The organism is Hyalangium gracile, from assembly GCF_020103725.1.
GTDB lineage: Bacteria > Myxococcota > Myxococcia > Myxococcales > Myxococcaceae > Hyalangium > Hyalangium gracile.
The window spans coordinates 294,861-320,532 of record NZ_JAHXBG010000008.1; the positions used below are offsets into that span (position 1 = coordinate 294,861).

Here is a 25,672-nt window from a genome sequence, read left to right on the forward strand (position 1 = left end):
CGATCAGGGACCCGTCACCGTGACGTCATCGATGGCGATGCCACAACCCCCGCTCGAGGTGCTCTCGAACTTGATGAGCGAGCTGGTGCTCGTGGCGTTGAACACGTAGGTCCTGTAGGTCCACCCTGGGAGGCTGTTCGAAATACTCGCCGAGGAGGGGCCGTAGGTGACCGTGCCGTAGCGCCACTGGCTCCCACAGTTCGGGCCGTTGGCGATGGCGAACCTCAACGTGTACCCAGCCCCCACCACGGTGGGGACCAGCTGCGAGACGTTGCCGGGGCCATACGAGCTATTGAGATCGACGGACTTGGTGCCCTGGGCCGCCGTCTTGTAGCTGCTGTTCATGACCTTGACGCCCCCCGCACCGCCAATGGTCCAGTTCGTCAGCGCGGTGCTGCCGGGGCTGAGGTCTTGGTAGTTATAGGAGCCAGAAGGAGCGGCCTCGAAGCTGTTGTTGGTGACGACCTGCAGGCCCTGCTCCAAGGTCTCCAGCCCGGGTCCCGTGGCCTCGCTCGCGTCCATGGGGCCGCAGCCCGTCAGGGCCATGCCCACGCCCAGTGCTGCCGCCTTGCCAATGATTCGATTCACCTGGTGTGTCCTTTGTTGGGGTTGACGTTCAGTCCGACCGGCTTCACGGAGCTTCATAGAGACCGAGCGGAAGACACCTTGAACCGTCGAAAGGACGGAATGCATTGGGGGGGCTGGCGAGCTCGATCGCTCAGCAAGCGAGGAGGCTCCACGGCTCAGCACGCCTCGCGTGACGGTGCGCTCCAGCGCTTGCCGAGCGCCCGCACGGCGAGCCGATAGGCCGCATCATTCTCCACGCGTCGCTCTCCTACCGAGGGCTGGACGAAGCAATGCGGCATCGCGCCGTGGTGCGGCGGTTGTTCGGGCCAGACGAACTGGAAGGCGAGCAGCGGAATGCCGAGCTCCATCCCCGAGTGAGGCAGCGTCAGCTCCCATTTATAGCCGCTGGTGTTGCCGCCATGCGTGCCGCCCACTTCCTCGCCGACGAACAGCCCGCGATCCGTCGCGCGCAGCATCGAGGCGAGCTCGGCCCCGCCCGAGAAGGTTGCGCCGCCCGCGAGCACCACGAGCCGACCCTTGAACACCGGGCGCGCGCGCTCCCAGTGCGTCATCAGTCCCTCGGGCGGCGCATTGATGCGGTACAGGTCTCCCCCTGCTCCGGCGCGCACCGTCGCGAGCTCGTCAGCATCATAGATCTCATGCTCGAACACCTTGCCTGACAGGCTGGTGACGCGGAGCGCGTTCGAGCGCGAGCGGACCGACGCGTATTTCCGCAGCGGCTCCTCGACCAGGTACGAGAACAGGATGCTCTCATTCGGCTCGGACCCGCCGCCGTTGTCGCGCAGGTCGAGGATCAGGTTCCGGGTGCCGCGCGCATCGAGCGCGTCGAAGATCGACTGGATCGTCGCGCGGAAATCGGCGCCCGCCGCGCGGTAGCGCCGGTTGCTGAAGGTCGGCACGTACAGATAGGCGGTGTCGCCATCAATCCAGTGCAGCGTGGCAACCGGCGACGGGTCGTCGGGCGGAGGCGGACGCGCGGCGACCGGCACTGGCGAGAGCCGGCGACGAACGACCTTTCCGTCGGGCAGGAGAAGGCGGACATCGAATCCAGCCTCATTGCCCCGCATCCACCAGCGGACCACCGCATAGCCGCGCCCTTCGCGGTCCCGCATCACGCCCGTCCGGTTGGCGCCGTCATGGGCGCTCACGCGGACCATCTCGGCCAGCATCACCTCGTGTGTTTCGCCGTTGACCGAGAGCAGGCGCGCGCCCGCCGGGACATCCGCGGCATCGCCATGGCCCGTGGTGACGAACGCGCCGTCATCGCGCCACAACAGATCGAGCGGGAAGAGCTGTGCCGTCTCGCGATAGCGACAGTTCATCCCGTCGCTGCGCGCGACCGACAAATGGCCCTCGCCAATCCCCGCCAGCAGTGGGCGCAGTGCCCGGAACAACGCTTCCTCGGATCGCACCTGAGGCAGGAGCGCGCGTGCCTCGGCCTTGCGTCGCGCCCAGTCCCGCCGGCTCTGCCGCCAATAGAGGGCCGGCATCGCGGTCTCGACGGCGGAGATGGCGAGCTCCAGCTCCTCGCGTGCCTGGGCAGGCGTCAACTGGCCGGTCGGGCATGCGAAGGCGAAGGAACTGGAGAACAGGGCCACTGCGACAAGCGAATGCAACATGGCGCCGGTGATATGCACCTGTGCCTCACAGGTAGGTGGATGAGTCAGGCGGTAGGTGCCCCATCAGACCGCCGATCCGTTGTTGCCATTCCAATACGCATGTCAGCTAGCGCCGAGCACCGTTGCGAGTGTTCGCAGCTCCGGGCGCAGCTGCTGCTCCGCCGCGCTGCCGGCGACGACCACGGGCAGCATGGCGCCCTCGAGCGAGGCCTCCGCCGCCAGCCTCACCGCGATGGGCGCCATCACCTTCGCCTCGATGAGGCGCTTGAGCGGGCGGGCTCCCAGCTTCGGATCGTACCCGTTGCTCGCCAGCCAGGCCCGCGCCTCCGGATCCACCACCAGCCTCAGCCGGCGCCGCAAGAGCCCCGCTCGCGAGGCCGCCTTGTCCAGCTCCAGGTCCACGATGCGCAGCACGTCCTGCTCCGATAGGCGGCGGAACGGAATCACGTGGTCGATTCGGTTGAAGAGCTCCGGCCGGAACGCTTGCCGCACCGCGCGCAGGAAGTCTCCTCCGGCTCGCTCGGCGCCGTAGCCCACGGGCTCGGACTGCTCCACGCCGAGGTTGCTCGTCATGCAGATGACCGTCATCCGGAAGTCCACCAGCCGCCCCAGGCTGTCGGTGAGCCGGCCCTCTCCCAGGATGCCCAGCAGCAGATCGAAGATCTCCGGGTGCGCCTTCTCCAGCTCGTCGAAGAGGACGAGCGACATCGGCTGCTGCCGCACGCGCTCGGCGAGGCTGGTGACGCCGGGGCCCACCTCCATCAGCCGCTGCGCCGAGCCCGGCAGCATGTACTCGGACATGTCCAGCCGGATCATCCGGTCCTCGTGGCCGAAGAGCGTGCGCGCCAGCTGCTTGGACAGCTCTGTCTTGCCCACGCCCGTGGGGCCCACGAAGAGCAGCGTGCCCACCGGCTTGTCCGGATCGTTGAGCCCCGCCTTGAACCGCGAGAGCACCCCCGCCGCCTGCGCGCATGCCTTCTCCTGCCCGATGACTCCCTGCGAGAGCTGACCGGCCAGCGTCCCTTGCTCGGCGGGGATCTCGTCGCTGATGAGCTGCAAGGGCAGCCCCGTGTAACGCGCGTAGGCCTCCGAGGCGTCGCGCGGGTAGAGCGTCGTCGCCTTGCCGCGCTCCGCCTGCTGGTCCAGCCAGTCCAGGAAGCGGAAGGCCTTGCCTGGGAACTGGGTGTCGCGCTGGAACATCTCCAGGTGCCCCACGAGCTGCCGCAGCCCCATGGGGTGGATGCTCACTCGGCTTCTCCGCGTCTCCTGATAGCGCCGCATCAGCTCCGGCATCTGCGAGGCCGCCGGCTCCTCGACGCGGACGATTCGGAAGGGGCGCAGCGCCTCCGGGAAGCGCCGCTGGCAGCGCTCGAACTCCGCCTCCGTGCACTCGGCGATGAGGGAGATCTCCTCGCTGGCCGCCGCTGGGATGAGCAGATCTCCAATCGATGAGCCATCCGGCTGCGGCGCCAGCAGCGAGGTGAGCCGATCCACGTAGAGGTAGTGGTTCTCGAACGAGAGCGCGTCGATGATCTTCAAGCAGCGCTCCTGCCACATGCCCAGGTACACCATGCCGGCCACGATGCGCTCGGCGCTGGTGCGCCAGATCTTCGGGAAGTCGCGACTCTTCTCCTCCCGCCGCCGCTCCGCGAGCCAGCGCGCCAGCTTCAGCACCGTGCTCGTCTTGCCCACCCCCGGGCCTCCCACCAGCAGGATGGACCGGGGCGGCTGCCGCAGCGCGTAGATGCGCCAGTCATCGAGCTGATCCCCGTCGTAGACGAGCGACGGTGCCCGGGGGCCCAGCGCTCGCGAGGTCAGCTCCTCGCCGATCTGCGTGAGCACCGCCGGAGGGGGCTCCTCGTCCGTCCCGCTGCGGAGCGCCTGCTCCAGCCCGCCCGGGTCCCAGCTCTGCACGTACTCCTCGCCCTCGTGGCGGAAGTCATAGAGGCCCTTCGGTTGCTCTCCCAGCAGCGCGGTGGCGAGCGCGTGCTGCAGCACCTCCCGCGCGATGGACAGCTCCTCCAGCACGAAGGACCAGCCGAAGCGCGGCACCAGCACCCGGTACGCTCCGCTCTCCAGCTTGCCGTACACGTACGTCAGCTTGAGCGGGATGAGCGCCTTGCCGATGACCGGCCGCTTCTGGTGCACCGTCTGCGGGTGGACCTCCACCGTGAGCGTCCGGGCCTGCAGGGCCTCCTCCCACAGGAACCGGCCGAGCGCCGCCGAGTCCTCGAGCATCATGTGCCGCACCCGCGTCTCCAGCTGGGCGTACACCTCCGCCTCGCTGGTGCCGTAGGCGGCCGGGGCGGGCGCGTCGAAGAAGCTGCTCCAGGCCGGCAGCAGCCGCCCCGTGAGGCGGCCGTCGTGGTGCGTGGTGAAGTAGACGCGAAGGCTCTTGTCGGTCATGGCTTCAGCGGCTCCCGTCCTTCGGGTTCTGGGTCATCCGCACCCGCCAGAGCGCCGGCAGGGCCTCGCCGGGAGTGAACACGCGGTGGGTGCCGCTGTGGGTGAGCAGGTAGTCCTCCAGCTCCAGGTTCGACACCGTGTTGGGTCGGGTGGGGGGCTCGAACCGGTAGGAGCGCACCACCGGGACGGCCGCCTCGGGGTTCTCCGGCAGTGGGCTGCGCCCCTCCTGGCGCGCCTTGTGGAACGCCTGGAGCTTCGCGTCGTGCTGGGTGATGAGCTCCAGCGGCGCGGATGCCGCGGCGTCGTGCACGCGCGCCTTGACCACCTCCGGCAGGCGTCCCGAGGACTGCCAGACGTGCAGCCCGGCCTCGCCCTCGAAGAAGGGCCGCACCCCGGGGCCCACCAGCTTGAGCGCGATGTGCACCGGCTCCATCGCCGACTGCGCCCACTGCTCCAGCTCCCGAGGCCCGCCCGACATGAGCGCGCCCCCCGGAAAGCGGACGGCGAAGGACTCCACCTCGCCGCGCGCGCTGGAGTAGGCCTCGAAGAGCCATGAGGCCAGCCACGAGCCGGTGTCTGTCTGCTGCCTCCACTGGCCGAGCGGGAGCAGCTCCAGCGTGATGGAGTGCTGATCCGAGTGGGACAGAGCCCTCAGGATGCGCCGCAGGAAGTAGACCTCCGCCAGCGCGTCCAGCAGCTGCTCGCGCGAGACGACCCGCACCGGCTCGAAGGCCCGCCGATCGAAGAGGCGGATGCGCCCCATGATGCCCTTCTCCGCATCCGAGGGGTGGTCCTCGATGCCGAAGCGCTCCACCTCGATCATCTCCCGCGCCTCCTCCTCGGGCGCTCGCGCGAGCGCCTCCAGCCGCCCCTCGAACTCCTCCAGGTGCAGCCGCATCGCGTCCAGCGTGTAGAGCGACTCGGCGTGGTCCCTCTCGCCGGCCTGCAGCCTCGCGAGGTGGAAGCGGACCTGCTCGGACAGCGCGCCCAGGTTCTCGCTCCTCCGGATGCGCTGCACCTCCTCGCGCACCTCCAGCACCTTCTCGCGCAGCTTCGCCACCGGGAGCGACAGCAGGGGCTCGAGCGCGAAGCCCTCCGTCACCGGCTCGCGCGGCACCAGCGCGTCCGCCTGCACCTCGAAGCGTCCGTCCAGGGTGTAGAGCTGGAACAGCCGCATCAGCGACTGCGGCCCGCGGATGATGGCCTCCGAGAGCACCTGGCCGACCTTCTCCTCCAGGTAGCGCTTGAGCGGCCGCGCGCCCAGCGTGGCGTCGAAGGACTCCTCCACGATGCGCCGCTTCACCGCGTCATCCGCCGAGACGAAGATGTTGCGCGACGTCAGCCCGCGCCGCGCCAGCAGCCGCGCCAGCTCCTTCTCCACCACCTTCTCCCCGGACTCCCGAGACAGCGGCGAGAAGTGGACGATCTGATCGATGCGGTTGAAGAGCTCCGGCGGGAAGAACTCGCGCACCGCCCGGTCCGAGTCGAGCGCCACCGACTTCGCGTCCTGCTGGCCGATGCCCACCGCCGCCTTCTGCCGGGCGCCCAGGTTGCTGGTCATCACGATGACCGTGTGCGTGAAGTCCGCCGTCTCTCCCGAGGCGTCGGTGAGCCGGCCCTCGTCGAACGTCTGCAAGAGCGGGTTCAGCAGGGCGGGGTGCGCCTTCTCGATTTCGTCCAGCAGCACGAGCGAGAAGGGCTGCTCGCGGATGAGCCGCGTCAGGCGCCCCTCCGGCTGCCACGCGTCCCCGGTGAGCCGCGCGACGGCGTCCGGCGTCTGGAACTCGGCCATGTCGAGCCGCACCATGCGCGACGCGTCCCCGTACAGGTAGCTGGCCAGGGCGCGCGCCAGCTCCGTCTTGCCGGTGCCCGTGGGGCCGGTGAACAGGAAGACGCCATAGGGGCGCCGGGGATCCGTGAGCCCGGAGTGGATGCGCACGATGAGATCGCGCGCCACCCCCACCGCCTCCGGCTGGCCCATCACCTTGCGCGTGAGGGAGGCCTGGACTTCGTCCGGATCCAGCCGCTTGTTCGGGTGGAGCAGGAAGTCTGGCAGGCCCGTGCGGCGCGAGAGGTGCTCGAAGAGCATGCCGGAGTCCACCTCCCGATCGCTGCCGCCGAAGTCCACCGCCAGCTCGCGCAGCAGGTCCAGCGCCTTGCCTGGCAGCGCCGCCCCGGCGAAGAGCGAGCTGGCCTGCTCCAGCAGCGTCGGGAAGAGCGTGGGCTCCCAGCTCACGGAGTGGCGCTGCTCCAGCTCCCGGGACTCGTGCAGCATCATCCGCAGCGTCTCGTCCGCGCTGGTGGGGCGCACGTGGAGCTGGGTGAAGAGCGCCGCGAAGGAGGGCGCGTCCGCCTCCAGCCGCTGGAGCTGATCCGGCGTCACCGCGCCCACGAGGGTAATCTCTCCTCGCGCCAGCGGCCCCTGGAAGAAGAGGGCGAGGTTGGCGTCGCTGTCCCTCGAGCGGCCGATGCGGCCGAAGGCGTGCAGGTCCTCGATGAAGAGGATGCGCCGTCCTCCGCGCGCGTCCTCCAGGAGCTTCAGGCAGCGCTGCTCCCAGTCGCCGACGTAGCTCATGCCGGCGATGATGCGCTTGCCCGCGAGCGTCCAGCTCTCCGTCACCTTGTCCAGGTTGCGGTGGCTGCGGAAGTCCTCGGCCTCGAGCTGGTCGGCCACGAAGTGCTTGAAGAGCGTCCGCTTGCCCGCGCCCGGCGGGCCCACCAGCAGCACCGGCGTGCGGCGCTCGCCTCCGAGCAGCAGCTGGAGCTGCTCGCGGTACGGGCTGCGCGGCATCCCGATGTCGAGCGTCTCCTCCGCCGCCTGGAGGGTGAGGTTCGTCCCCAGGTTGTTCAGCACCTGGAGCCCGCCGGACTTGTTCTTCTTCTTGCCGAAGCGATCCTTCAGCTCGAGGTCCTCCCACGGGCCCTTCTGCTTGCCGAGCTGGTCGAGCAGCGACTTCGGCCGCGCCACGAAGGAGACGGCGTGCAGCTTGTCCTTGCGGCCGGAGCGCAGCTGCTCGAGCTCGTTCGAGCCCAGCTTCGCCCAGGCGCGCGTGAAGAAGGCCTTGGCCTGGTCCTCGAGGCCGAGCTCCGGATCGACCGGGAACCACTCGTCCTGGCGCGCCGGGTGGTAGGCGATGGTCAATGGCTCGGTGCGCGTGCGCATGCGCGGCTCGAGGATGAGCGGGAAGAGGCCGGCCAGCTTGCGCGTCTCGGTGTCGGCGTGGACGCGCTTGAAGTCCAGCTCGAGCCGCACACGCTCCAGGCGGATGCCGCGCGGCATCTGGAAGTACGTCAGCTCGCGCACCGGCAGCTCGCCGATGACGGTCCGCAGCTCATCCACGAGCTTGCGCTGCAGCTTGACGGAGTTGCGCCCCGAGCGCGTGCGCGTGTGCGGCCCGAGCGCCAGCGTGGTCCACTCGAGCCCCGAGGGCCCCTTGTTCTCGTAGACGGCGATGGCGAGGTTCATCGCTTCGCCTCCCGGACCTTGTCCAGCTCGAAGGAGAAGACGCTCGAGTGGTCGAGCCCTCCGGAGCGCTCGGCCTGATCGATGTGCTCCAGCAGGATGAGCTCGAGATCCTGGAAGTAGCCTCGCGTGCCGAGGCGCAGCCGCCGCGCGCCGCTGCACAGCTCGAGCTTTCCGTCGGGGAGGTGGTCGCGGACGGCGGGCATGAGCCGGAGCTCCTTGAGGGGTGGCGGCGTCGGGGGGAGGGCGGGCGCCTGCGAGAGCTCCTTCTCGGACAGGCTGCTGCGCATGGCCACGGGCCTGACGGTGAGCAGGGCCGGCTCCTCGCTTCCTCCCGCAGGCGGCAGGCGGTGCAGCCCCGCCTCGAGCGCGAGGAACACCCCGGCGTTCGGTCCGCGCACCGACAGCAGCAGCTCGCCGAAGGTCCGCGTGGGGCTGGCCACCGCCTGCTGGAGGGGCTCGAGCGGGAGGGGATCGCCCCACTTGCGCTTGCGCTCACTGGTCTTCAGCGTCACGGACGGGCGTCCGTCCATCACCCACCCTCGTCGGGGCGCGTCCTCGAGCAGCGGCAGGAGCCAGTGCCGGAAGGCGCGGCCGTCGCCGTTCTCCTGGACCACCAGGGTGATGTCGTCGCGCCGGGGCACCAGCGCGAGCAGCACCGCGGGCAGCTGTCTGCGAAGGGCCTCGAGCTGCTGGTTGGCGTCCTCCACGAAGGGCTCGACGTCCTGTTGCTCGAACAGCGCCAGCAGCGCCAGCTCCTCGGCGGCCACGAGCGCCGCGCGCAGCTGCTGCACGCTCCGCCACAGCCCGTCCAGCCGGTGATGCTCTCCGCGCAGCTGGCCCAGGGTGACGGCGCCGGGGCCTCGCTCGTCCCGGTCGCCCTGGGAGAGCTGGGCCACCAGGAAGCCGATCTGCTCCTCGAGCTGCACCACCGCGTCGAGCCGGAAGATGGCGTCGATGGCCCCCCGCTCCGCCCGGAGCTCGCGCACCAGGTAGAGCTGGTTGCGCGTCGCCCGGGGGCTGCCCTTCTGGAGCGCCACGGACAGCGCGCCGTCGCGCAGGGTGACGTCCACGCGTCCTCCCTGGAGCTCCGGTCCCGCCGCCGAGAGGGCTCGGGCCACGGGGACGACGAGCTGCTGGTCCAGGTGCCGGCGCATGGCCCGGGCGCCGTAGGCCTCCTGGTAGCCGGAGGCGGCCAGGGCAGCGGTGGCCTCGGGCGGCAGGTCAAGGGTGATGCCGCGCTGGATGAGCCCGCGCCGCTGCCGCAGCTTCTCCACGCCGAGCCTGGCCACCTCCGCCACCTGCTCGGAGGTGAGCGCGTGGAAGGGGATGATCTGATCGATGCGGTTGACCAGCTCGGGGCGGAAGTGCCGGTGCACCTCGCGCAGGTAGTGCGTGGTGTCGTCCGCCGCCGCCGCGCCGATGCCGATGGGGCTGCGCCGGTGGGCCGCTCCCAGGTTGCTGGTCAGGATGATGAGGGCGTTGTGGAACCAGGCCGTCTGCCCTCGGGCATCCGTGAGCCTCCCTTCGCCGCAGACCTGGAGGAGCAGATCGAACACGGCCGGGTGGGCCTTCTCGATCTCGTCGAGCAGGAGCACGCAGAAGGGCTGCTGGCGGACGCGCCGCGTGAGCAGGCCCTCGCCCTGGGCGTTGCCGCGGATGAGGCGGTCGGCGGCCCAGGCGTCCATGTACTCGCTCATGTCGAAGCGGAACAGCCGGTCCGGCGAGCCGAAGAGGAACATGGCCAGCAGCCGCGCGAGCTCCGTCTTCCCCACGCCCGTGGGGCCCACGAAGAGGAAGGTCGCCAGCGGCTTGCCCTGGGGCTGCAGGCCCGCCTTGACCATGCACAGCGTCTCCACCACCCGGCGCACGGCGAGCTCCTGGCCGATGAGCTGTCGGCGGAAGTACGCCTCCACGTCTCCGGCGAGCAGGGCCCGGTCTTCTCGCAGGAGGAACTCGGGGACTCCCGTCTTCAGGCTGAAGAGGGAGTAGACGCGCTCGCGGGTGAGCACGGGCGTCTTTCCGTCGCCGGTGCGCTCCTGCTGGACTCCGGCGCGCATCTCTTCATGGAGCCGGAGCGCCTTGCCGGGCAGGGCGCGGCTGGGCAGGTAGCGCTCGGCCAGCTCCACCAGCGGCTCCACGGCGTTGTCGGCCAGCGTCGGCCGGGTGGGCTCCGCCTGCCGCTGCCAGGTGACGCGGGCTCGGAGGGCCTCGCAGGTGGCCTTGGCTCCGAGCGGCTCCAGGCGCACGCGGCTCAGGGTGGCGAAGAGGCCCGGGTGCCGGCTCTCGAGCAGGTCGAGCGACTCGGGGACGAGCTCGCCCAGGAAGCGGACCTTTCCCTCCTCGAGGAAGGGCTTCATGGCGCCGGGCAGATCGATGGACTCGGTGGAGTGCTGGGCGAGCAGCTCGCCGAGGTTCTCGAAGTAGAGCACGGCGTCCAGGTCCTGCGCGGCGCGCATCACTCTCAGGACGCGCTCCTGCCACTGGCCGAAGCCGGACATGCCGGCGATGAGCCGCGAGCCGCTCGTGGCGTACACGCGGCGCTCGCGGCCCGCCTTGCGCTCCGCGCGCAGCCAGGCGTAGAGCAGCTCCGTCTTGCCGGAGAGCTCCGGGCCGACGACGAGCACGCCCTGTCGCTTCTCGCCGCCGAGCAGGTTGGACAGGAGCGCCAGCTCGGTGTCCCGGCCGGTGAGGGGCGGGCCGCGCCTGGACTCGGGCCGCTCGTGCATCTCGGTGGAGACGGAGAGGAGGACCTCGTGGGCCTGCTCTCGCACGAGCTTCTCCTGCAGCTTCTTCCGGGCCTGGCGGGCCTTCTCGCTGAACGCATCCGGGCGGCGGAGCCTGAGCTGCACGGTCTCCAGTGACAGGGCCTTCGGCGGCAGCAGCCGGAGGTACTCGTGGGAGGTGGGCTGGCGGGCGGCGAGCAGGCGCTCCACGTCGGCGCGGACGAGCTCGAGGACGTCCTGGTTGCGGCCCACGTAGACGGTGTGGTCGAGCGCGGGGACGAAGGCCCAGGTCTCCTGGGGGAGCGGCACGACGACGGTGGCCAGCTCGAGCGTCTGGGGCTTGAAGAGGCGCTTGGGGAGGTCCGCGCGCGGCGCGAGCACCTCGAGCATCTCGATGCGGACCTCGTCCGGCAGGGCGAAGTGGGAGAGGACCTCGGGCTCGGCGCGGGAGAGGTAGTCCTCGAGGAAGAGGCGCTGCTCGGAGAGGCAGGCTTCCTGGGTGGGGGCGTGGCTCGTCAGCGCGGGCGCGGCGACGGGAAACGCCTGGTGGTTTCCGTTCCAGAGCTGCTGACAGAGGAGCGGGGTGGCGAAGTCGAGGGTCCCGGTGGCGTCGGAGGAGGCCATGTGGCTGCCATCCTATGCCGGACTCCTCCGGCCGTCCTGTCGGTGAAGGCCACGACGACGACTCGCGCCGTCACCTCCGCGCCCGTCGAGTTCAGGTAGCTCACCGGGGTGAAGCCTGTGCTCGCCGGCACGAACTTCTTGCTGCTGTTGCAGACCAGGTTCCCACCTCCGAGACGCCTCAGCGTGGTGCCCTCGCGAGCAAACCAGTCCACGTAGCCCCGATCGCTGCTGAGCAGGCAGTCGCCGTAGGTGGTATCCGCGGTGACCCGGACGTTGTTTGCCACACGCCACGCGTCACCGAAGAAGCCGTAGTCCTGGAAGTTGAGCTGGCTCAGCGTCGCTCCGGGCGAGTAGAGCATCGGCACGTTGTAATGCCATCACGTAGCTCCCCACCGCCTCGGCCACCGCGTTGCGCCGCGCCGCGTTGGTCCGGAGATCCCAGATCGAGCACTCGATGCTGGTGCTCGGCGATGGCGCCTTCTGGACGTGGGGCAGCACCACGGACGGCCAGCTGGGGGTCGAGCTCCAACCCGCTGGAACGGGTGGACGGCGACGGCCCGGTGCGCTTCACTTGCGGGGGATGACTCCCGACGAAGCCGAGAAGGTGCTGGCGGACACGGACGTGGTGCCCTGCTTCGAGGCCCCGCTGGCCGATGCCCGCGCGCTGGTGGAAGCGTGCCTGTCCGCGAACGTGCCCGCCCAGGTGCACCGCGAGGCGTGCAGCAAGCCGAACTGCTCCCCGAAGTTCCAGGTGCTCGTCCGCCGGGAGGACGCTCCCCAGGTGGCGGGGCTCCTCCAGCGGCGGTGGTTGGACAGCGTCCGGCGCGAGGGGCTGGTCGACGTGCCGGAGACCCCGCTCGCGGTGCCCGAGGAGGGCGAGCCTCCGTGTCCGGCCTGCGGCACCGCCGCGCCCCTGGTCTCCGGCGCGTGCAGTGACTGCGGCCTGCAGCTGGAGTAGGGCGCCCTTCCCAGCAGGCGCCCCGCTTCGCTCAGCGGGTGGCTACTCGAAGCTCAGGGGCGAGCCTTCCTCCGCGATGCCCTCCTCCCGCCAGACGTGCCCGAATCCCTCGGGTTCGAACTCAGCTGGTCTGCTTGTCATACCAGTTCGGTACCGGTCCGCTCAGAGGCCTCCTCCATGGCCAGGCAGCTCAGTGCTCCTCGTTCAAGAGGGCGGTACGCTCTCCGCGAGCGTCAGGAAGACGGAGGCCTTACCTGCCGCGGCTTCGTGTCCCAGCTGGACTTCACGGGCGAGGGGATCAGCATCGCGCCTGGCGGGCAGCCCAGGGGACACCCGCCCGTTACCCTCCCGTGTTCCGATGATTGACCGACGGTCCGCCGAAATAGGCATGGCCTTCCGGGGCTTTTCCGGACAAGGGGTGAGCGCGGTTGCCCCTGTCACCTTGGGAATGGATGGATGAACCCGCCGTCTCCGGTCCCGCATGTCCCACGCGCCGAGGAAGCCGAGCGACAGCACCTGCTCGGACTCTTCCTCCAGGCGCCTGGATTCCTGTGCTTTCTGCGCGGCAGGGAGTTCGTCGTCGAGCTCGCCAATGCCGCCTGGTTCCAGTGGGCGGGCCACCGCGACATCCTGGGCAAGCCGGTGCGCCAGGCCCTGCCCGAGCTGGAGGCCCAGGGGTGGTTCGAGCTGCTCGAGCGTGTCTTCTCCACCCGGGAGCCTGTCGTCCGCCGGGGCATGAGGGTGCTCCTGCGGCGCACGCCCGAAGCCGCGCCGAGCGAGGCCTTCGCCGATGTCATCCACCAGCCCATCGTCGACGCCGCCGGAGCGTGCACGGGAATCCTCATCCAGGGCACCGACGTCACCCAGCGGCAGCAGGAGCAGCACGAGCAGCAGGAGGCGGCGGAGCGCTATCGCGCGCTCTTCTCATCCATCGATGACGGCTTCTGCCTCATGCAGCTCCTCTTCGACGAAGCGGGCCGCCCCATCGACTACCGCTTCCTGGAGGCGAACGCCGCGTTCGAGGAGCACACGGGGCTGAAGGGCGTCGTGGGCAGGTCGGCCCGCGAGCTCGTTCCCGACCTGGACGCGTCCTGGTTCCAGCTCTACGGCAAGGTGGCCCTCACCGGAGAAACCGTGCGCTTCGAGAACCATGCTCCCGCGATGGGCCGCTGGTTCGAGGTGTACGCCAGCCGCGTGGGCAGGCCCGAGCTGCGCCAGGTGGCGCTCGTGTTCAAGAACATCACCGAGCGCAAGGCGGCGGAGGCGAAGCTGCAGGAGAGCGAGGCCCGCTTTCGCAACATGGCGGACCACGCGCCCGTCATGCTCTGGGTGACGGACACCCGGGCCCAGTGCATCTACCTCAATCAGCAGTGGCTGTCCTTCACGGGGCAGACGGCCGAGACGGGCCTGGGCCTGGGGTGGCTCGAGGCCGTCCATCCGGACGACGCCCGGAGAGCGGGGGCCATCTTCCTGGCCGCCAACGAGAAGCAGGAGTCGTTCCGGCTCGAGTACCGCCTGCGCCGCAAGGACGGCGAGTACCGGTGGGCCATCGACGCGGCGAGCCCTCGCTTCGGGCCCGACGGGGAGTTCCTGGGCTACATCGGCAGCGTCATCGACATCACCGAGCGCAAGCAGGCCGAGGAGGAGCGCGAGCTGCTGCTGCGGCGCGAGCAGACCGCGCGCGCGCAGGCGGAGGAGGCCAACCGCCTCAAGGATGAGTTCCTCGCCACCGTCTCCCATGAGCTGCGCACGCCCCTGACGGCCATGCTCGGCTGGGTGCAGATGTTGCGCTCGGGGATGCTGACGGAGGACAAGCGCGACAGGGCGCTGGCGACGGTCGAGCGCAACGCCCGCTCCCAGGCCCAGCTCATCGAGGACCTGCTCGACGTCAGCCGCATCCTCGCGGGCAAGCTCAAGCTGGAGGTGGAGTTCGTGGACGTGGGGAGCGTGGTGGAGGCGGCGATGGAGACGGTGCGCCCCGCGGCCGAGGCCAAGGGCATCCGCCTGCAGGTCGCGCTCGACTCCACGTGCAGCATCATGGGGGATGCCGCGCGGCTGCAGCAGGTGGTGTGGAACCTGCTGTCCAACGCGGTGAAGTTCACTCCCAAGGGCGGCCGGGTGCAGGTGCTGGTGGAGCGGCGCGACTCTTCGGTGGAAGTCACCGTGGCGGACACGGGCCGAGGCATCCCCCAGGACTTCCTGCCGCACGTCTTCGAGCGCTTCCGCCAGGCGGAAGGGGGCACGACGCGCCAGGCGGGCGGGCTGGGCCTGGGCCTGTCCATCGTCAGGCACCTGGTGGAGGCGCAGGGCGGCACGGTCAGCGCCGCCAGCGACGGGGAGGGCCAGGGCGCCACCTTCGTCGTGCGCCTGCCGCTGTCGGTGGCGCGGCGGCGGGAGCCCCTCGTGCCTCCCACCTTGCGAGCGGAGGTGGAGAAGGCCGGCCTGCTCTGTCCGCCGGAGCTCGAGGGGCTGCGGGTGCTCGTCGTGGACGACGAGGCGGACACGCGCGAGCTGCTGCGCACCATGATCTCGGGCTGCAAGGCCCGGGTGCGCACGGCCGCGTCCGTGGCGGAGGGGCTGCGGGCCCTCCAGGAGGAGATGCCGGACGTGCTCGTCTCGGACATCGGCATGCCGGAGGAGGACGGGTACTCCTTCATCCGCAAGGTCCGAGCGCTCGCCCCGGCCGGCGCGGGCCAACTGCCCGCCGTGGCCCTGACGGCCTATGCTCGGGTGGAGGACAGGACGCGCGCGTTGCTGGCCGGCTTCCAGAGCCACGTGCCCAAGCCCGTGGAGCCCCTCGAGCTGCTGGCGGTGCTGGCCTCGCTCGCCGGGAGGGTGGGGGGCACGTGAGCCCAGGGTTTCGATGGCGGCCTCGAGAACGGGCTGTTAGGAAGGCGCTCATGCTCCCGCAGACCTCTCCGCCCTGAATCTCCCGCCGCCGGTGGACGGCTGCCTTGCTGGCGGTGGCGTTCACCGACGAGCTCGTCACCGGTGTGGTGCCCGCCGGTGCGCCGGAGCTCCTGAGCACCTTCGAGCTGACGCCTGCGCGGGCCGCGGGCTGGACGCTGGTGGCCTTCCAGGTGCTCGGCGCGGTGCTGGAGCCCCCGCTGCTGGCGCTGGCGCATGGCCGTCGCGAGCGGCGGATGCGGTCGGCGGGGCTCTGGCTCATGGCGCTCACCATGCTGGCGGCGGCGCTGGCGCCCTCGTACTGGCTGCTCCTGGTGGCGCTGATGCTCTATGGGCTGGCCAGCGGGCTGGGAGTGAACCTGGCACAGGCGGCGCTCGTCTCCGGGAACCCGGGACGGAGCGAGGTGGTGCTCGCGCGGTGGTCGCTGCTGGGGCTCATCGGCGATCTGCTCGCCCCTGCCGCGTTGGCCGTCTCGGTGGCGCTGGGCCTGGGCTGGCGGGGCGCGCTGCTGGCGGTGGGGGCGCTGGCGACGGTTCAGGCCCTGGCGGCGCTGCGAGCACCGGGAGCGGGAGGGGACACGAGCCAGGCGCCAGACGTCACCGTGCGCGAGTCCCTGCGAGCCATCGTCCGGAGCCGACCGCTCCTGGCCTGGTCGTTGGTGACGGTGCTGTGCGGGCTGATGGACGAGGTGCTCGTCGCGTTCGGAGCGCTCTCCCTGAGCGAGCGCCTGGGCACGGATGCCACCGGTCGGGCCGCCATCCTCTCGGCCTGGGTGCTGGGGGGACTGCTCGGCTCGGTGCTGCTCGAGCGCCTGGCATCGCGCTTCCGGCCCTCCACGCTGCTGGCCGTCTCGGGGCTGGGCTGCGCCGCCGCGTACTCGGCGTGGCTGGCCGCGAGCACCTGGCTCACCAGCGCGGTGACGCTCGGAGTGGCGGGGGTGTTCGCGGCGGCCCACTACCCGCTGCTGCGGGCCCGAGCCTTCGCGGCCATGCCGGAGCGGCCGAACGTGGTGCTGGCGGCGGGCTCGCTGTTCAGCGCGCTGGAGCTCACGTTGCCCCTCCTCGTCGGAGCGGTGGCGGACGGCCCCGGCCTCTTCGCGGCGATGCTCGTCCTGCTCGCCCAGCCCCTGGGAGTGGTGCTGGCGGCGGCCGCTGCCCACCGGGGCGAGCGTGCCCGCGCGGGGGCGCCGCCACCTCCTTCCGCTGAAGGGTGAGGGCTCGTGGGTGTCGAAAGGCGACAGCGTGCTCCATGCCCTGGCACAGCTTGGTTGGGGCGCAGGGCTCGTCGGGATCCGCGCCGCTCCCTCGGCTAATGTGTCGGTACGCCTCCCCGAGACCACAAGCTTGTCATGGCCCCCTCCACCCTTCGTTTCCTCCCTCCCGTCGAGCGGTTGCGCACAGCCCGGCTCGTGCTGCTTCGCACCCTGGTGGCAACGAGCCTCGCGGTCGTGCTCGCGTGTGATGAAGGGGAGTGCGGTGTCTTCGACTGCGAGGACATCGAGCCGGAGGCGGTGGCGCGAGCGTCTCTGCGCGATAACGTGGAGCCGGCAAGCGGCTTCCGTCCGCTCTTTCGCGCCCCTGGCCCTCACCGCAACTGGAGACGCGCGGGTCTACGGGAGGATGCCCGGCCCCGGATGACGGTCCACTGTTTCCGCAGGAGGCTCGACTCGCGGAATGGTTCAGAGCGAATGGCATCAACATCCATGAGTGGACGATGCTCATCCCCGAGCAGGTCCACCTCCGCATTCACAAGGGGGCCCGGGGCGGTCTGTGGAACAATGCGTGGCGGCAGTACTACGAGGCCAATTCCGCCCGTCCCATCTCGCGCGAGGAACTGCTGAGCAAGGCCTTTGAGCTGGCCCTCCGCTACGACATCGCCGGCCCCATCCACTCCTCCTACTACTCCCCTGTTCCTCCTCCCGGTCCACAGCTTCTCGGGCCCTGACCAGCAGGACAGGAGACATCACCGCATGAAGTTCTATCGACCTCGGCCAGATCCTTCGCCGCGCTATACCGGGGAGCTGAACGCCAGGCACCCGTGGGGGCTGCCAGGTGTGGAGCCATGGCCAACGTGTCGGACTGGTGGGGGCGTGGGGGGCTCGAATACCCATGCGTGGACCTCTCGGGATTACCGCGCCACGAGCTGAAGAAGTTGTCGGACTCATGGCCCATACCGCGCGAAGAACTGTCTCGGCTGCGTCAGCTCGTGAGCCCGCTTGCACCCCGAGACGCTGTCCTCGAGCCAGGGGCGAGGTTCGGCCCGCTGACGGGCTCCGGCTCGGGCTCCTTTGGCCAGCTCTTCATGCAGGACCCGTGGTCGCTCTATGCACGGCGCGAAGCCTTCGAGCGACTCCAGGGAGCGGGCCTACGTGGGCTCCTGGGCTGTCCGCTTCAGGTACGCTTCCGAGGCAAGCACCCACCCGAGCTGCTGGAGCTGCAGCTGGAACTGCGAGGCCGGTTCCATCCCGACTGCCTCCCGGTAGACCGCAAGCCCCCGTGCCCCACCTGTGGGAACGACTTCTTGAAGCTTCCTGAACACCCAGTCCTTGCGATCGAGTCGCTACCCACGGCGCTGGACGTGTTTCGGCTTGCTGCATGGTCGACGCTCATCATCGTCACCGAGCGCTGGGTGGATGCTGCACGGGCGCTGGATTTGGACGGATTGATCTTCGAGGAACTGGATATCCGCTGAGGCTCGCCCGTTCAGCCCGTCCCCGGCTCGAAGGTAGCACCGCGGCCTCGGCGAGCGCCTGAGCTTTGGCGCCTGCGAGGCAGGAGCCGCTCCCGGTAGCGCGCGCCTGCGCCGACAAGCCACTCCGCTACAGTCCGGCGACCCTCTCGAAGAACCAGAAGGCCGCGAGGATGCCGATGGCGTAGGCCGGAGCGGCCGTGGCTCCCTTCGGCCAGGTGATCGGGAGCCTCCGGAGCGCCGCGGTGAGGAGCAGGACGGCAGAGATGAAGACGAGCTGTCCCAGCTCGATGCCCGCATTGAAGGAGAACAGGGAGAGCGGGATCTCCGCCGGAGGGAGGCCGACCTCGCTCAGGGCGCCGGCGAAGCCGAGCCCGTGGAGGAGGCCGAAGCCGCTCGCGACGAGCCAGGGCGCCCGCTGGGTGAAGGTCCTCTGGCCTTCCCGCCGCCGGGTGAGCTCCACGGCGAGCACGTAGATGCTCAGGGCGATCGCGGCCTCCATGGGCGCCTGCGGCACCGTCACCAGCCCGAGCGACGCGAGCCCGAGGGTGACGCTGTGCCCCAGGGTGAAGGCGGTGACCGTCCAGAGCAGCCTGGAGCCCCACCCAACGAGGAGCACGAGGCCGAGCACGAAGAGCAGGTGATCCCACCCGGTCAGGATGTGCTCGACTCCCAGCGTCGCATAGTCGCGGAGGACGCCCAGGCGACCGCTGCCGGCGCGCACCTCGAAGCTGGGAGCCTTGGCGGTCAGCACCTGGCGCAGCTGGCGGCCATCGCGCAGGGTGATGCGCAGGAGCACGTCGGCCTGGCTCGAGGCGATGCCCTCCACGCCCACCGTCTTGCCAGCCAGGCCCTCTGGGCAGCGGAGCCGCCAGGTCGCCCGCATGCCGGTGCCCTCCTTCCGCACCGCCGGAGCGCCGACACCCGTACACGCGATGGGCAGCACGGGCCGCAGCTGGCTGCCCTGCACGCGGACGATGGGCTGCTTCCAGCTCACCTCGATGTCGCTGGCCGAGACCTCCTCCAGCGACAGGAGCGCGGGCGCGAACTGGTGGGCCGCCACCGGGGCTGGCGAGCCCAGCACGACGGCCAGCAGGAGCCACGCCGCGTGGCGCTTCATGAGCCGCGCTCCGGCAGGACGATGTCGTACTCCGCGCGCAGCTCCCGCAGGCGCAGCATGAGCCACTCGTCCGCCAGCTTCTCCAGCAACCGTCGCTGGACGGTGTCCCGCACCTCGGCGAGCGGCGGCAGGGCGGCCTCCAGGCGCTCGTGCACGAAGACGAGGTGGTGGCCGTAGCGCGAGGGGATGGGCTCGGACCACTGTCCCGGGGGCAGCTTCATCACCGCGGTGGCAAAGTCCCGGCCGAACTCGCCCTCCAGGCTCTGCTCGGTGGTGAGCGGCAGGCTCGGCGGCACGAGGGACTCGTCGGCGAGAGCGAGGGCGTCCCTGTGGCTCAGCGCCTCCTGGCGGATGCGTGACAGCAGCGCGCGCGCCCGCGCCTCGGTGTCCGGCCACTTGAAGCCGTTGATCGCCACGTGCGAGAGGCGGACCTGCGCCGGGCGGGTATACTCCTCGGCGTTGGCCGCGAAGAATTGCTCGACCAGCTCCTGCCGCGGCTCCTGCAGGAGCACCACCGAACGGATGAGCCGGCGTGCGCTGTCGGTAAGGATGCGCCGCACCACGAGATCACCCTCATGGAGCCCGAGCGCCAGGGCCGCCTTGGCCCCCTCCTCCGGCGAGCCGTGGGGGTTGGCCTCGACGAAGTCGGCGATCTGCGCCAGCCGCGCCTGCGCGGCCGAGTTCTCCTGCATTCCGAGCGCGAGCGCGTACTGGAAGAGCACCTCGTCATCAATCTGAACGTCAAGGATCTGCTGCCACTCCTCCCGGGTGGGGGGACGGACGTTCTGATCCACGAAGTCTCGGTACATCTGCTGGACGCGGTGCGCGGCGATCTCGATGCGCGGCTTCTTGTGGAGCGGGCCCAGGCCCGGGAGCCTGGTGGCGCCGAAGAGCAGCGCCCCGAGCGCCAGCATGTGCAGCGCGGGGGATCTCAACCAGCGTGACATCTACTTCTTGGGCTCGTACCAGATGGGTGAGGTCCAGGCGCGCTCCTGGATCACCGGCTGGACGAAGGTGTCGGTGAGCTGATTCGAGCAGCACATGGCGCCGTGATCCGCCTTGAGCCGCTGCTCCGGCGTGCCCGTCTTCAGCGCGTCGAGGGACTTCTGGCATCGCGAGGTGTCGAGCGGATCCACGCCGATCCACTTCCGGCACCACAGGGTGCTGTAGCGGCAGACGGGCTCCTCGAGCACGCGGACGTAGTAGAAGGCGTGCTCGTTCGGGTTGAACGTAGGGTCCCTCCACACGCCGCACAGGCGAGAGGCGCCTCGGTCCGGCTTCGGCTTGCATGTGACGGGATCGATCAGCGATTGCTGATTGAGGGCGCTCTCGTCTTGACCCGCCACTGTGAAGACTCTCTCGTGTTCACGGCCGTCAGCGGTGACCCAGCCCTTGATGATCTGGATCTGCTGGAGGTTTGTCTTGAGGACGTCGTCGGCCCAGGCGGCGGTGATGAAGGTGGGGCCCTGTTTGCCGGAGGGGGGCCGCCGCAGGTCACCGCCCATGGGCACGCCGCCGCTGTAGCCGAGCTGGACGAAGTCCCGCTCGCAGGCGTCGGTGGGGAAGTCCCAGCCGCCGAAGAAGCGCACGACGATGCGCGTGCCGCTGGTGCCGTAGGTCTCTTTCCGCTTGAGCGCCTCGAAGATCGAGTCCCGCGAGTTCTCCTCCGCCCACACCACCGAGTGGCCACCGCTGCTCTCCTGGATCGATGAGGCGCTCGACATCGGCCAGACGTCCTTGATGCCTGAGTGCCCGGGCCACTGCTCGTTCTCCGGGGTCCAGCCCATCACGCCGGTGTGCGAGTCGGTGGCGGCCACCACGCCCATCTTGAAAGGGTTGACGCCCCCGAACGTCCCCTTGGCCGCGTACTGGATGCCGTCCTTCCAGATGTTGCGCACGTACGAGCGCGAGCCCCAGGTGCTGGGCGCGCTGGGGCCGCCGCCCTCTGCCCCCGTCGCGCCCGCGACAGAGTTGAGCAACTTGCTGTCCAGGAGCTCGAAGGCGCACTGCTCATCGATGGTGTCGGTGCCTGCGAGGAAGCGCGGGTCGTAGCGGCACTCGCTGCTGCCCTTGTCCTGGTAGATCTCGACGAGCGGCTCCATCTGCTGGTGGCGCTTGGCGTCGTCGGAGTTGTACGGGTCGAGGAACAGAGGAGGGAACAGCGCGCTCCCGCCGCCGAGGTTGGTGTTGTGCGGGATGGTGATGAAGTCGCAGCGCGTGCCCGAACCGCTGGTGAGGCTCTGGCCCTTCAGGCAGTCCTCCTCGAGCTTGTTCCAGAATGGCTGCGGCAGCGGGTGGTGAGACGGAGTGCCCGCCGGCACCGGCCAGGCGCGCTTGGCGTCCTTCACCACGCCGCCAATGGCGCTGACGGGCGTCTGGAGGGGGTCGGGGTTGGGCTCCACCGCCATGTCAATGGCGGTCACCGGCCGGGTGACCACTCGGTCGTTGCGGAAGATGACGTTGCGATGCCAGTTGTTTCCGAGCGGGCTGGAGGTGTTCTCGTAGGCGATGAAGGTGGTGAACTTGCAGCGGTCGTATTCCTCGTTGGCGGCGCGCTGTATCTCCCCCCAGACGCTCAGCTCGGCCTCGTCGCACCGCTTGGAGTCGTATTCGCACAGTGGCACCCGCGTGTTCCTGCTGACCGCGCCGAGGCTGGCGTAGGTGAGCTGGGTGAAGGCTGAGCCCGAGAGCGTGACCCCCTCCTTGGGGTTGATGGAATCCTTCGGCTCGTAGAACCAATGGTTGATCATCCGGCACTCGAGCGAGAACTCCTCGGGGATCTCCTGTCCTTTCTTGTCGAGGAAGCCCTTGCAGAGCCCCATCAGACCGAAGTGCTCGGCGTGGTCGGTGACCGCGCCCCAGTCGATGGCGCGATCGATCATCGGCGTTCGGCTCGGCCCGCCGGCGAGCGGCTTGCCACCCTGCCGCCCCGAGGGCTCGGGCAACACGATGGGCGCCAGCCGCTTCGCGAAGCGGTAGGCCCCGCGGGGGCTGTTGCCGGATGCATAGTCGATGAAGCGGATGCTCGCGTCGAAGGACAGGCCCGTGTGCAGGTGCGTCGCTCCGAAGAGCGCCCGCCGTTGCGGCGTGTAGTCGCTGCAGCGCGGCTGGTCCTGCGCCTCGGTGACCTCGAAGGCCGGCTTGGACGGGGGCGGCCCGGCGTGGGCAGCGGTGGACTCGAGCGCCAGGCCGGCGCAGGCGAGCCACTGGACCGTCACGACGAGGCAGAGAGAGCGAGGCATGACATTCTTTGGGGGAGAAGGGGGGAACGGCGGTGACAGGTCGGGCTCGAGCCTAGCACGTGTCGCGCCCCGGTCCGTCACGCAGGGAGGCCGGCGGCGGCAGTGCGTGCGATGCGGTGAGGGGCACGCCAGAAGTCTCTTGACACATCCCAGCAGAGAGGAGGCGATGAGCTTGCGGAGTCTCACCTGGGCTCATGCGTTTTTCTGCAACGCTCGGGGCTCTCGCCCTGGGGCGGAGTGGAGACGAGCCTAGCGGGTGAACACCCGCGAGGAGGCATGGCGCGACCACACGACGCGCGTGTTCGCCAGGCCATCACCGATTCTCTTCCCCTGCGATATCTGGAACGCCGCGATGATCGTCGTGAACGGCACGAAGAAGATGAAGTGCCGGCCCAGTGAGCGCACCCAGTCGATGGCCTGGCCATCGCCCTCCGAGACGACGTGGAGCCCGAAGAGCGCCTTGCCCGGGGAGCGGCCGCGGAAACCGTCGCGAAATGGGAAGGCGGCCCAGCCAACCACCATGAACGCAGCCTGACCCGCCGTTGGGTCGACGGGAGTCAGCGCCGCCAGGCACAGCACTCCCAGGCCAATGAAGAGCGCTCGGTCGGCAATCCACGCGCCGGCACGCCGGTTGGTGAAGCTGGCACTGCAGCGGCGACAGACCTTATGGCCGTACAGGAGCTCTGCCTTGCGACGCGGAGCGGACTGGTCGCAAAGGGGGCAGATGAACTGATACTCGTCACGCGACTTCTGGCCCCATGGCCACATGCGAACACGCCTCCTCGCCTCCGCGAGTCCTGGTTCCTTCGAGCCTTCGAGGGTAGCACTTCGGGTGGCGAGCACACATCCGTGGACGCACCGAAGGGCGGCCCTCGCTCATACAGATGGAGGGCCGCCCCGGGTGTCACTCACCGGGGCTCAGGCCCCGGGTGCTGCTTCACCTACTGCCGCGAGGACTTCATCGCCTTGAGCGCCTCGAGGAGGCCGTCGGCCTGCTCCAGCGGGATGCCGGTGAAGTCCAGCACCGCCGAGCCCTTGTCGTTGCGCAGGCCCACCTTGACGCGCGTGCCGTTGCCCTTGGGGAAGCGGGCCAGCACCGCCGAGCGGTACTGCTCGGCCCTGGCCTCGGCCTCCGGCGGCAGGGGCTTGCTGGAGGTCGGCTTGCGCCTGATGCGGATCGCCGCGCGCATCTGGCTCACGCTGCACGAGCCGAAGGGCAGGGTGCTCACCACGCCCTTGTCATCCGGCACCTCGATGAGGGTGTCGCCCGGCTGCTGGTGGTTCACCTGGATGCTGGCGACCTCCTTGTACGTCAGCAGCAGGTAGAGGCAGGTGACGCCGAAGCGGCGAGCCACCGGCTCGGTGAAGGCGTCGGCCACCGCGCCGTACAGCGTCAGGGCCGTCTGGGACAGGTCCGCCAGGTTCTTGCTGAAGAAGTCCCGGGCGTCCTTGAAGCCGGCCTGCTCCGCGAGCTTCTTCTCGACGATGTGGTTGTAGATCTGCCCCATGCGGTAGTGGTTGGTGCTCTCCTGGGCCATCAGCCCGAGCAGCTCGTCCTTCAACTGCTGGAGCGTGGCGTCATCCGGGATGCCGGTGGTGCTGTTGTCGGTGGTGGTCGCGGACTCCTTGAACTTGAACAGCTTGAACATGATGAGGATCTCCCCCCTGCTGAGACGCACCAGTGCGTTCAGGCCGCTGACGGGCGGCGGGACGGGCGCGGCCTGCTGGAGTCGCGTTCGGCATATAAAGGGGAATGCTGTTCTTCGACCTGGAGGCCTACGTGCCTCCCTCCGAGCGTGAGCCAGGCCGCAGCTCCCTGGTAGTCAATCCGACCCGGCCTGGGCACGTGTTGCTGGGAGGGTGTTTCTTCAGCAAGGGCTTTTCGGATCCCATCCCCGAGGCCCCTGTCCTCCAAGGGCTCTGGCTCTGGGAGCATGCCTCCGAGGCAGAGCTCCTCCGGGCCATCTTGGCGCGCTTCGAGGAGGCATGGCGGAGCCAGGAGCGGATCAAGATCCTCGGCAAGCCTACGACGGATCTGGTCGTCTGCGGCGCCGGCATCGCCAAGTTCGACCTGCCGGCGCTCTTCTGCCGCGCTCATCTCCACGGCCTCGCCGACCCGGCCGAACTGTACGAGGTGTTCCTCAAAACCCGGCCGATTGATCTCGCCAATGAGGCCAGCTTCCTGTTTCCCGAGGAGCCCGTGCTGTACCCAAAGACGACACGGGAGATGGCGGGGAGGCTGGGGCTGCGCGAACGCAAGGGCTCCAGCAAGGGGGTCTGGGAACTCTACGAGCAGCAGGACCATGCCGCTATCGAGCAGCGGACGGCTGCTGAGCTGCTGACGGTGCTCGATATCTACAGGCACCTCCAGCAGCGCATCTCCCGCAGGCGCTGAGAGCCTTGGTTGGGAGTGGCCGTTCGCCGCCTTCCCAATGCTGGCAGTTACTCTCCCTCCTCATGGCCCCTGGAGATGGAGAGCGGATAGAGGGCTCGGTGATGGATGTTGCGATAATGGGCAGCGAGGTAGAACTCGCCCGCAATCAACACCCACGCCCAGCTGGGTGGGTCGGATTGTGATTGCAGCCAGGCAGATGCCTCATCCAGGCTTCCGAATGACGTAGCCGCTCTGGGCGGATGCTCCTTCTGGAGTTCGGCAAGGTAGTACTCGAGGGCGCGGCTTCGTGGCAGGCGGAAGCCCGGTACCTGGTCGTCATGGACAACCTCGTGATACGTATTGGCAATCAAGATGCTGGCGGAGTCAGGGGGCAGGGGGCGTTGCTCGAGCCACGCCTGCGCCTCCTCCTGGGTAGCAAATGCAGCCATGACATAAGGAGGCCCGCCAGCCTCGACATGCGCAAGGTATTCTTCGAACGCGCCGTATTGTCCCGCCGAGGAGATGAAGTGAAGCGCGTCAAGAATGACCTGGATCCGCGCTTTCTCCGCGGAAGATTCTGGCTCGTCGCGGAGCTGCGTGAAGAACTCCACCGCCTTGCGCAGGCGCTCCCTGAGGCTCTCGGTCCCCTCGGGTTGAGGCGGAGCAGCAGCCCCTGGCCTTTGGCGGAAGTCCTCGAAGCGATACCTCTGGCCAGTGGCGTCAATGAAGAGGAGCGCGTCGCGTGCCAGTCCAAGGAGCCGTCGCCGCTCAGGTGACGAGTCCTTGCTCCACTCCCTTCCGATGATGGGCTGAGGTTCCGAAAGAAGCGTGGGGTTCGTCATGGTTTGGCTATCATGGGTGGGAGCTGAGGGGAGGCATCGGACGACGCCAGCAAGACAGCTGGCGCGAGGATCAAAACCGCACCTCCAGTTCCCGCGGCGATGACGAAAAACGTC

The 25,672-nt window shown here is 69.4% G+C and carries 16 protein-coding genes and 1 pseudogene; 6 read left to right on the forward strand and 11 right to left on the reverse strand.

The features are described 5' to 3' along the window. Window positions 1–3 precede the first annotated feature (3 nt). From KY572_RS18640 to KY572_RS18660, 5 genes are all read right to left on the reverse strand, one after another. Window positions 4–588: a DUF642 domain-containing protein gene (locus KY572_RS18640; protein WP_224244196.1), complete on the reverse strand. Its 585-nt coding sequence runs from the start codon at window positions 586–588 to the stop codon at window positions 4–6. 155 nt (window positions 589–743) lie between these two features. Then, a complete protein-coding gene (locus KY572_RS47815; RefSeq protein WP_224244198.1) occupies window positions 744–2,225 on the reverse strand; it encodes a S41 family peptidase in 1,482 nt (493 codons plus the stop codon). Between the two features lie 84 nt (window positions 2,226–2,309). Beyond that, entirely contained in the window at window positions 2,310–4,613 is a 2,304-nt protein-coding gene (locus KY572_RS18650; protein WP_224244199.1) for an AAA family ATPase, read from the reverse strand. A gap of 4 nt (window positions 4,614–4,617) precedes the next feature. Next, window positions 4,618–8,079 (reverse strand): AAA family ATPase, encoded by a 3,462-nt coding sequence (locus tag KY572_RS18655; RefSeq protein WP_224244201.1) that lies wholly within the window; start codon window positions 8,077–8,079, stop codon window positions 4,618–4,620. Next, window positions 8,076–11,426 carry an AAA family ATPase gene (locus KY572_RS18660; protein WP_224244203.1) on the reverse strand — a complete coding sequence of 1,117 codons (3,351 nt, stop codon included), beginning with the start codon at window positions 11,424–11,426 and terminating at the stop codon, window positions 8,076–8,078. The genes KY572_RS18655 and KY572_RS18660 overlap by 4 nt, the downstream gene beginning before the upstream one ends. Before the next feature lie 580 nt (window positions 11,427–12,006). Here KY572_RS18660 and KY572_RS18665 point away from each other — a divergent pair. The 5 genes and pseudogenes from KY572_RS18665 to sitI6 all read left to right on the forward strand — a co-directional run bounded on the left by KY572_RS18665 (window position 12,007) and on the right by sitI6 (window position 17,983). After that, the gene (locus KY572_RS18665; protein ID WP_224244363.1) at window positions 12,007–12,384 is read left to right on the forward strand and encodes a hypothetical protein; all 378 of its coding nucleotides are present in this window, start codon (window positions 12,007–12,009) and stop codon (window positions 12,382–12,384) included. 456 nt (window positions 12,385–12,840) lie between these two features. Continuing rightward, a complete protein-coding gene (locus tag KY572_RS18670) occupies window positions 12,841–15,234 on the forward strand; it encodes a hybrid sensor histidine kinase/response regulator (protein ID WP_224244205.1) in 2,394 nt (797 codons plus the stop codon). 113 nt (window positions 15,235–15,347) lie between these two features. Continuing rightward, the gene (locus KY572_RS18675; protein ID WP_224244364.1) at window positions 15,348–16,505 is read left to right on the forward strand and encodes an MFS transporter; all 1,158 of its coding nucleotides are present in this window, start codon (window positions 15,348–15,350) and stop codon (window positions 16,503–16,505) included. A 130-nt stretch (window positions 16,506–16,635) separates the two neighbouring features. Then, window positions 16,636–17,236, forward strand: a pseudogene (sitA6, locus tag KY572_RS18680) (SitA6 family polymorphic toxin lipoprotein). Window positions 17,237–17,329: 93 nt separating this feature from the next. Further along, window positions 17,330–17,983, forward strand: coding sequence for a SitI6 family double-CXXCG motif immunity protein (sitI6, locus tag KY572_RS18685; RefSeq protein ID WP_317987867.1), 654 nt, complete (start codon window positions 17,330–17,332; stop codon window positions 17,981–17,983). Between the two features lie 127 nt (window positions 17,984–18,110). Here sitI6 and KY572_RS18690 read toward each other — a convergent pair whose 3' ends face one another. From KY572_RS18690 to KY572_RS18710, 5 genes are all read right to left on the reverse strand, one after another. Further along, a complete protein-coding gene (locus KY572_RS18690; protein WP_224244206.1) occupies window positions 18,111–19,100 on the reverse strand; it encodes a HupE/UreJ family protein in 990 nt (329 codons plus the stop codon). Next, window positions 19,097–20,047, reverse strand: coding sequence for a peptidylprolyl isomerase (locus KY572_RS18695; protein WP_224244208.1), 951 nt, complete (start codon window positions 20,045–20,047; stop codon window positions 19,097–19,099). The genes KY572_RS18690 and KY572_RS18695 overlap by 4 nt, the downstream gene beginning before the upstream one ends. Then, window positions 20,048–22,342: a DUF3604 domain-containing protein gene (locus tag KY572_RS18700; protein ID WP_224244210.1), complete on the reverse strand. Its 2,295-nt coding sequence runs from the start codon at window positions 22,340–22,342 to the stop codon at window positions 20,048–20,050. A 249-nt stretch (window positions 22,343–22,591) separates the two neighbouring features. Next, on the reverse strand, window positions 22,592–23,110 hold the full coding sequence (locus KY572_RS18705) for an RDD family protein (protein WP_224244211.1): 519 nt from the start codon (window positions 23,108–23,110) through the stop codon (window positions 22,592–22,594). 173 nt (window positions 23,111–23,283) lie between these two features. Further along, window positions 23,284–23,991, reverse strand: coding sequence for a hypothetical protein (locus KY572_RS18710; RefSeq protein ID WP_224244213.1), 708 nt, complete (start codon window positions 23,989–23,991; stop codon window positions 23,284–23,286). A 104-nt stretch (window positions 23,992–24,095) separates the two neighbouring features. Between KY572_RS18710 and KY572_RS18715 the strand changes: the two genes are divergently transcribed. Then, window positions 24,096–24,737, forward strand: a complete 642-nt coding sequence (locus tag KY572_RS18715; protein ID WP_224244215.1) for a hypothetical protein — start codon at window positions 24,096–24,098, stop codon at window positions 24,735–24,737. Window positions 24,738–24,784: 47 nt separating this feature from the next. Here KY572_RS18715 and KY572_RS18720 read toward each other — a convergent pair whose 3' ends face one another. Then, window positions 24,785–25,558, reverse strand: a complete 774-nt coding sequence (locus tag KY572_RS18720; protein ID WP_224244216.1) for an alpha/beta hydrolase family protein — start codon at window positions 25,556–25,558, stop codon at window positions 24,785–24,787. Window positions 25,559–25,672: the final 114 nt, after the last annotated feature.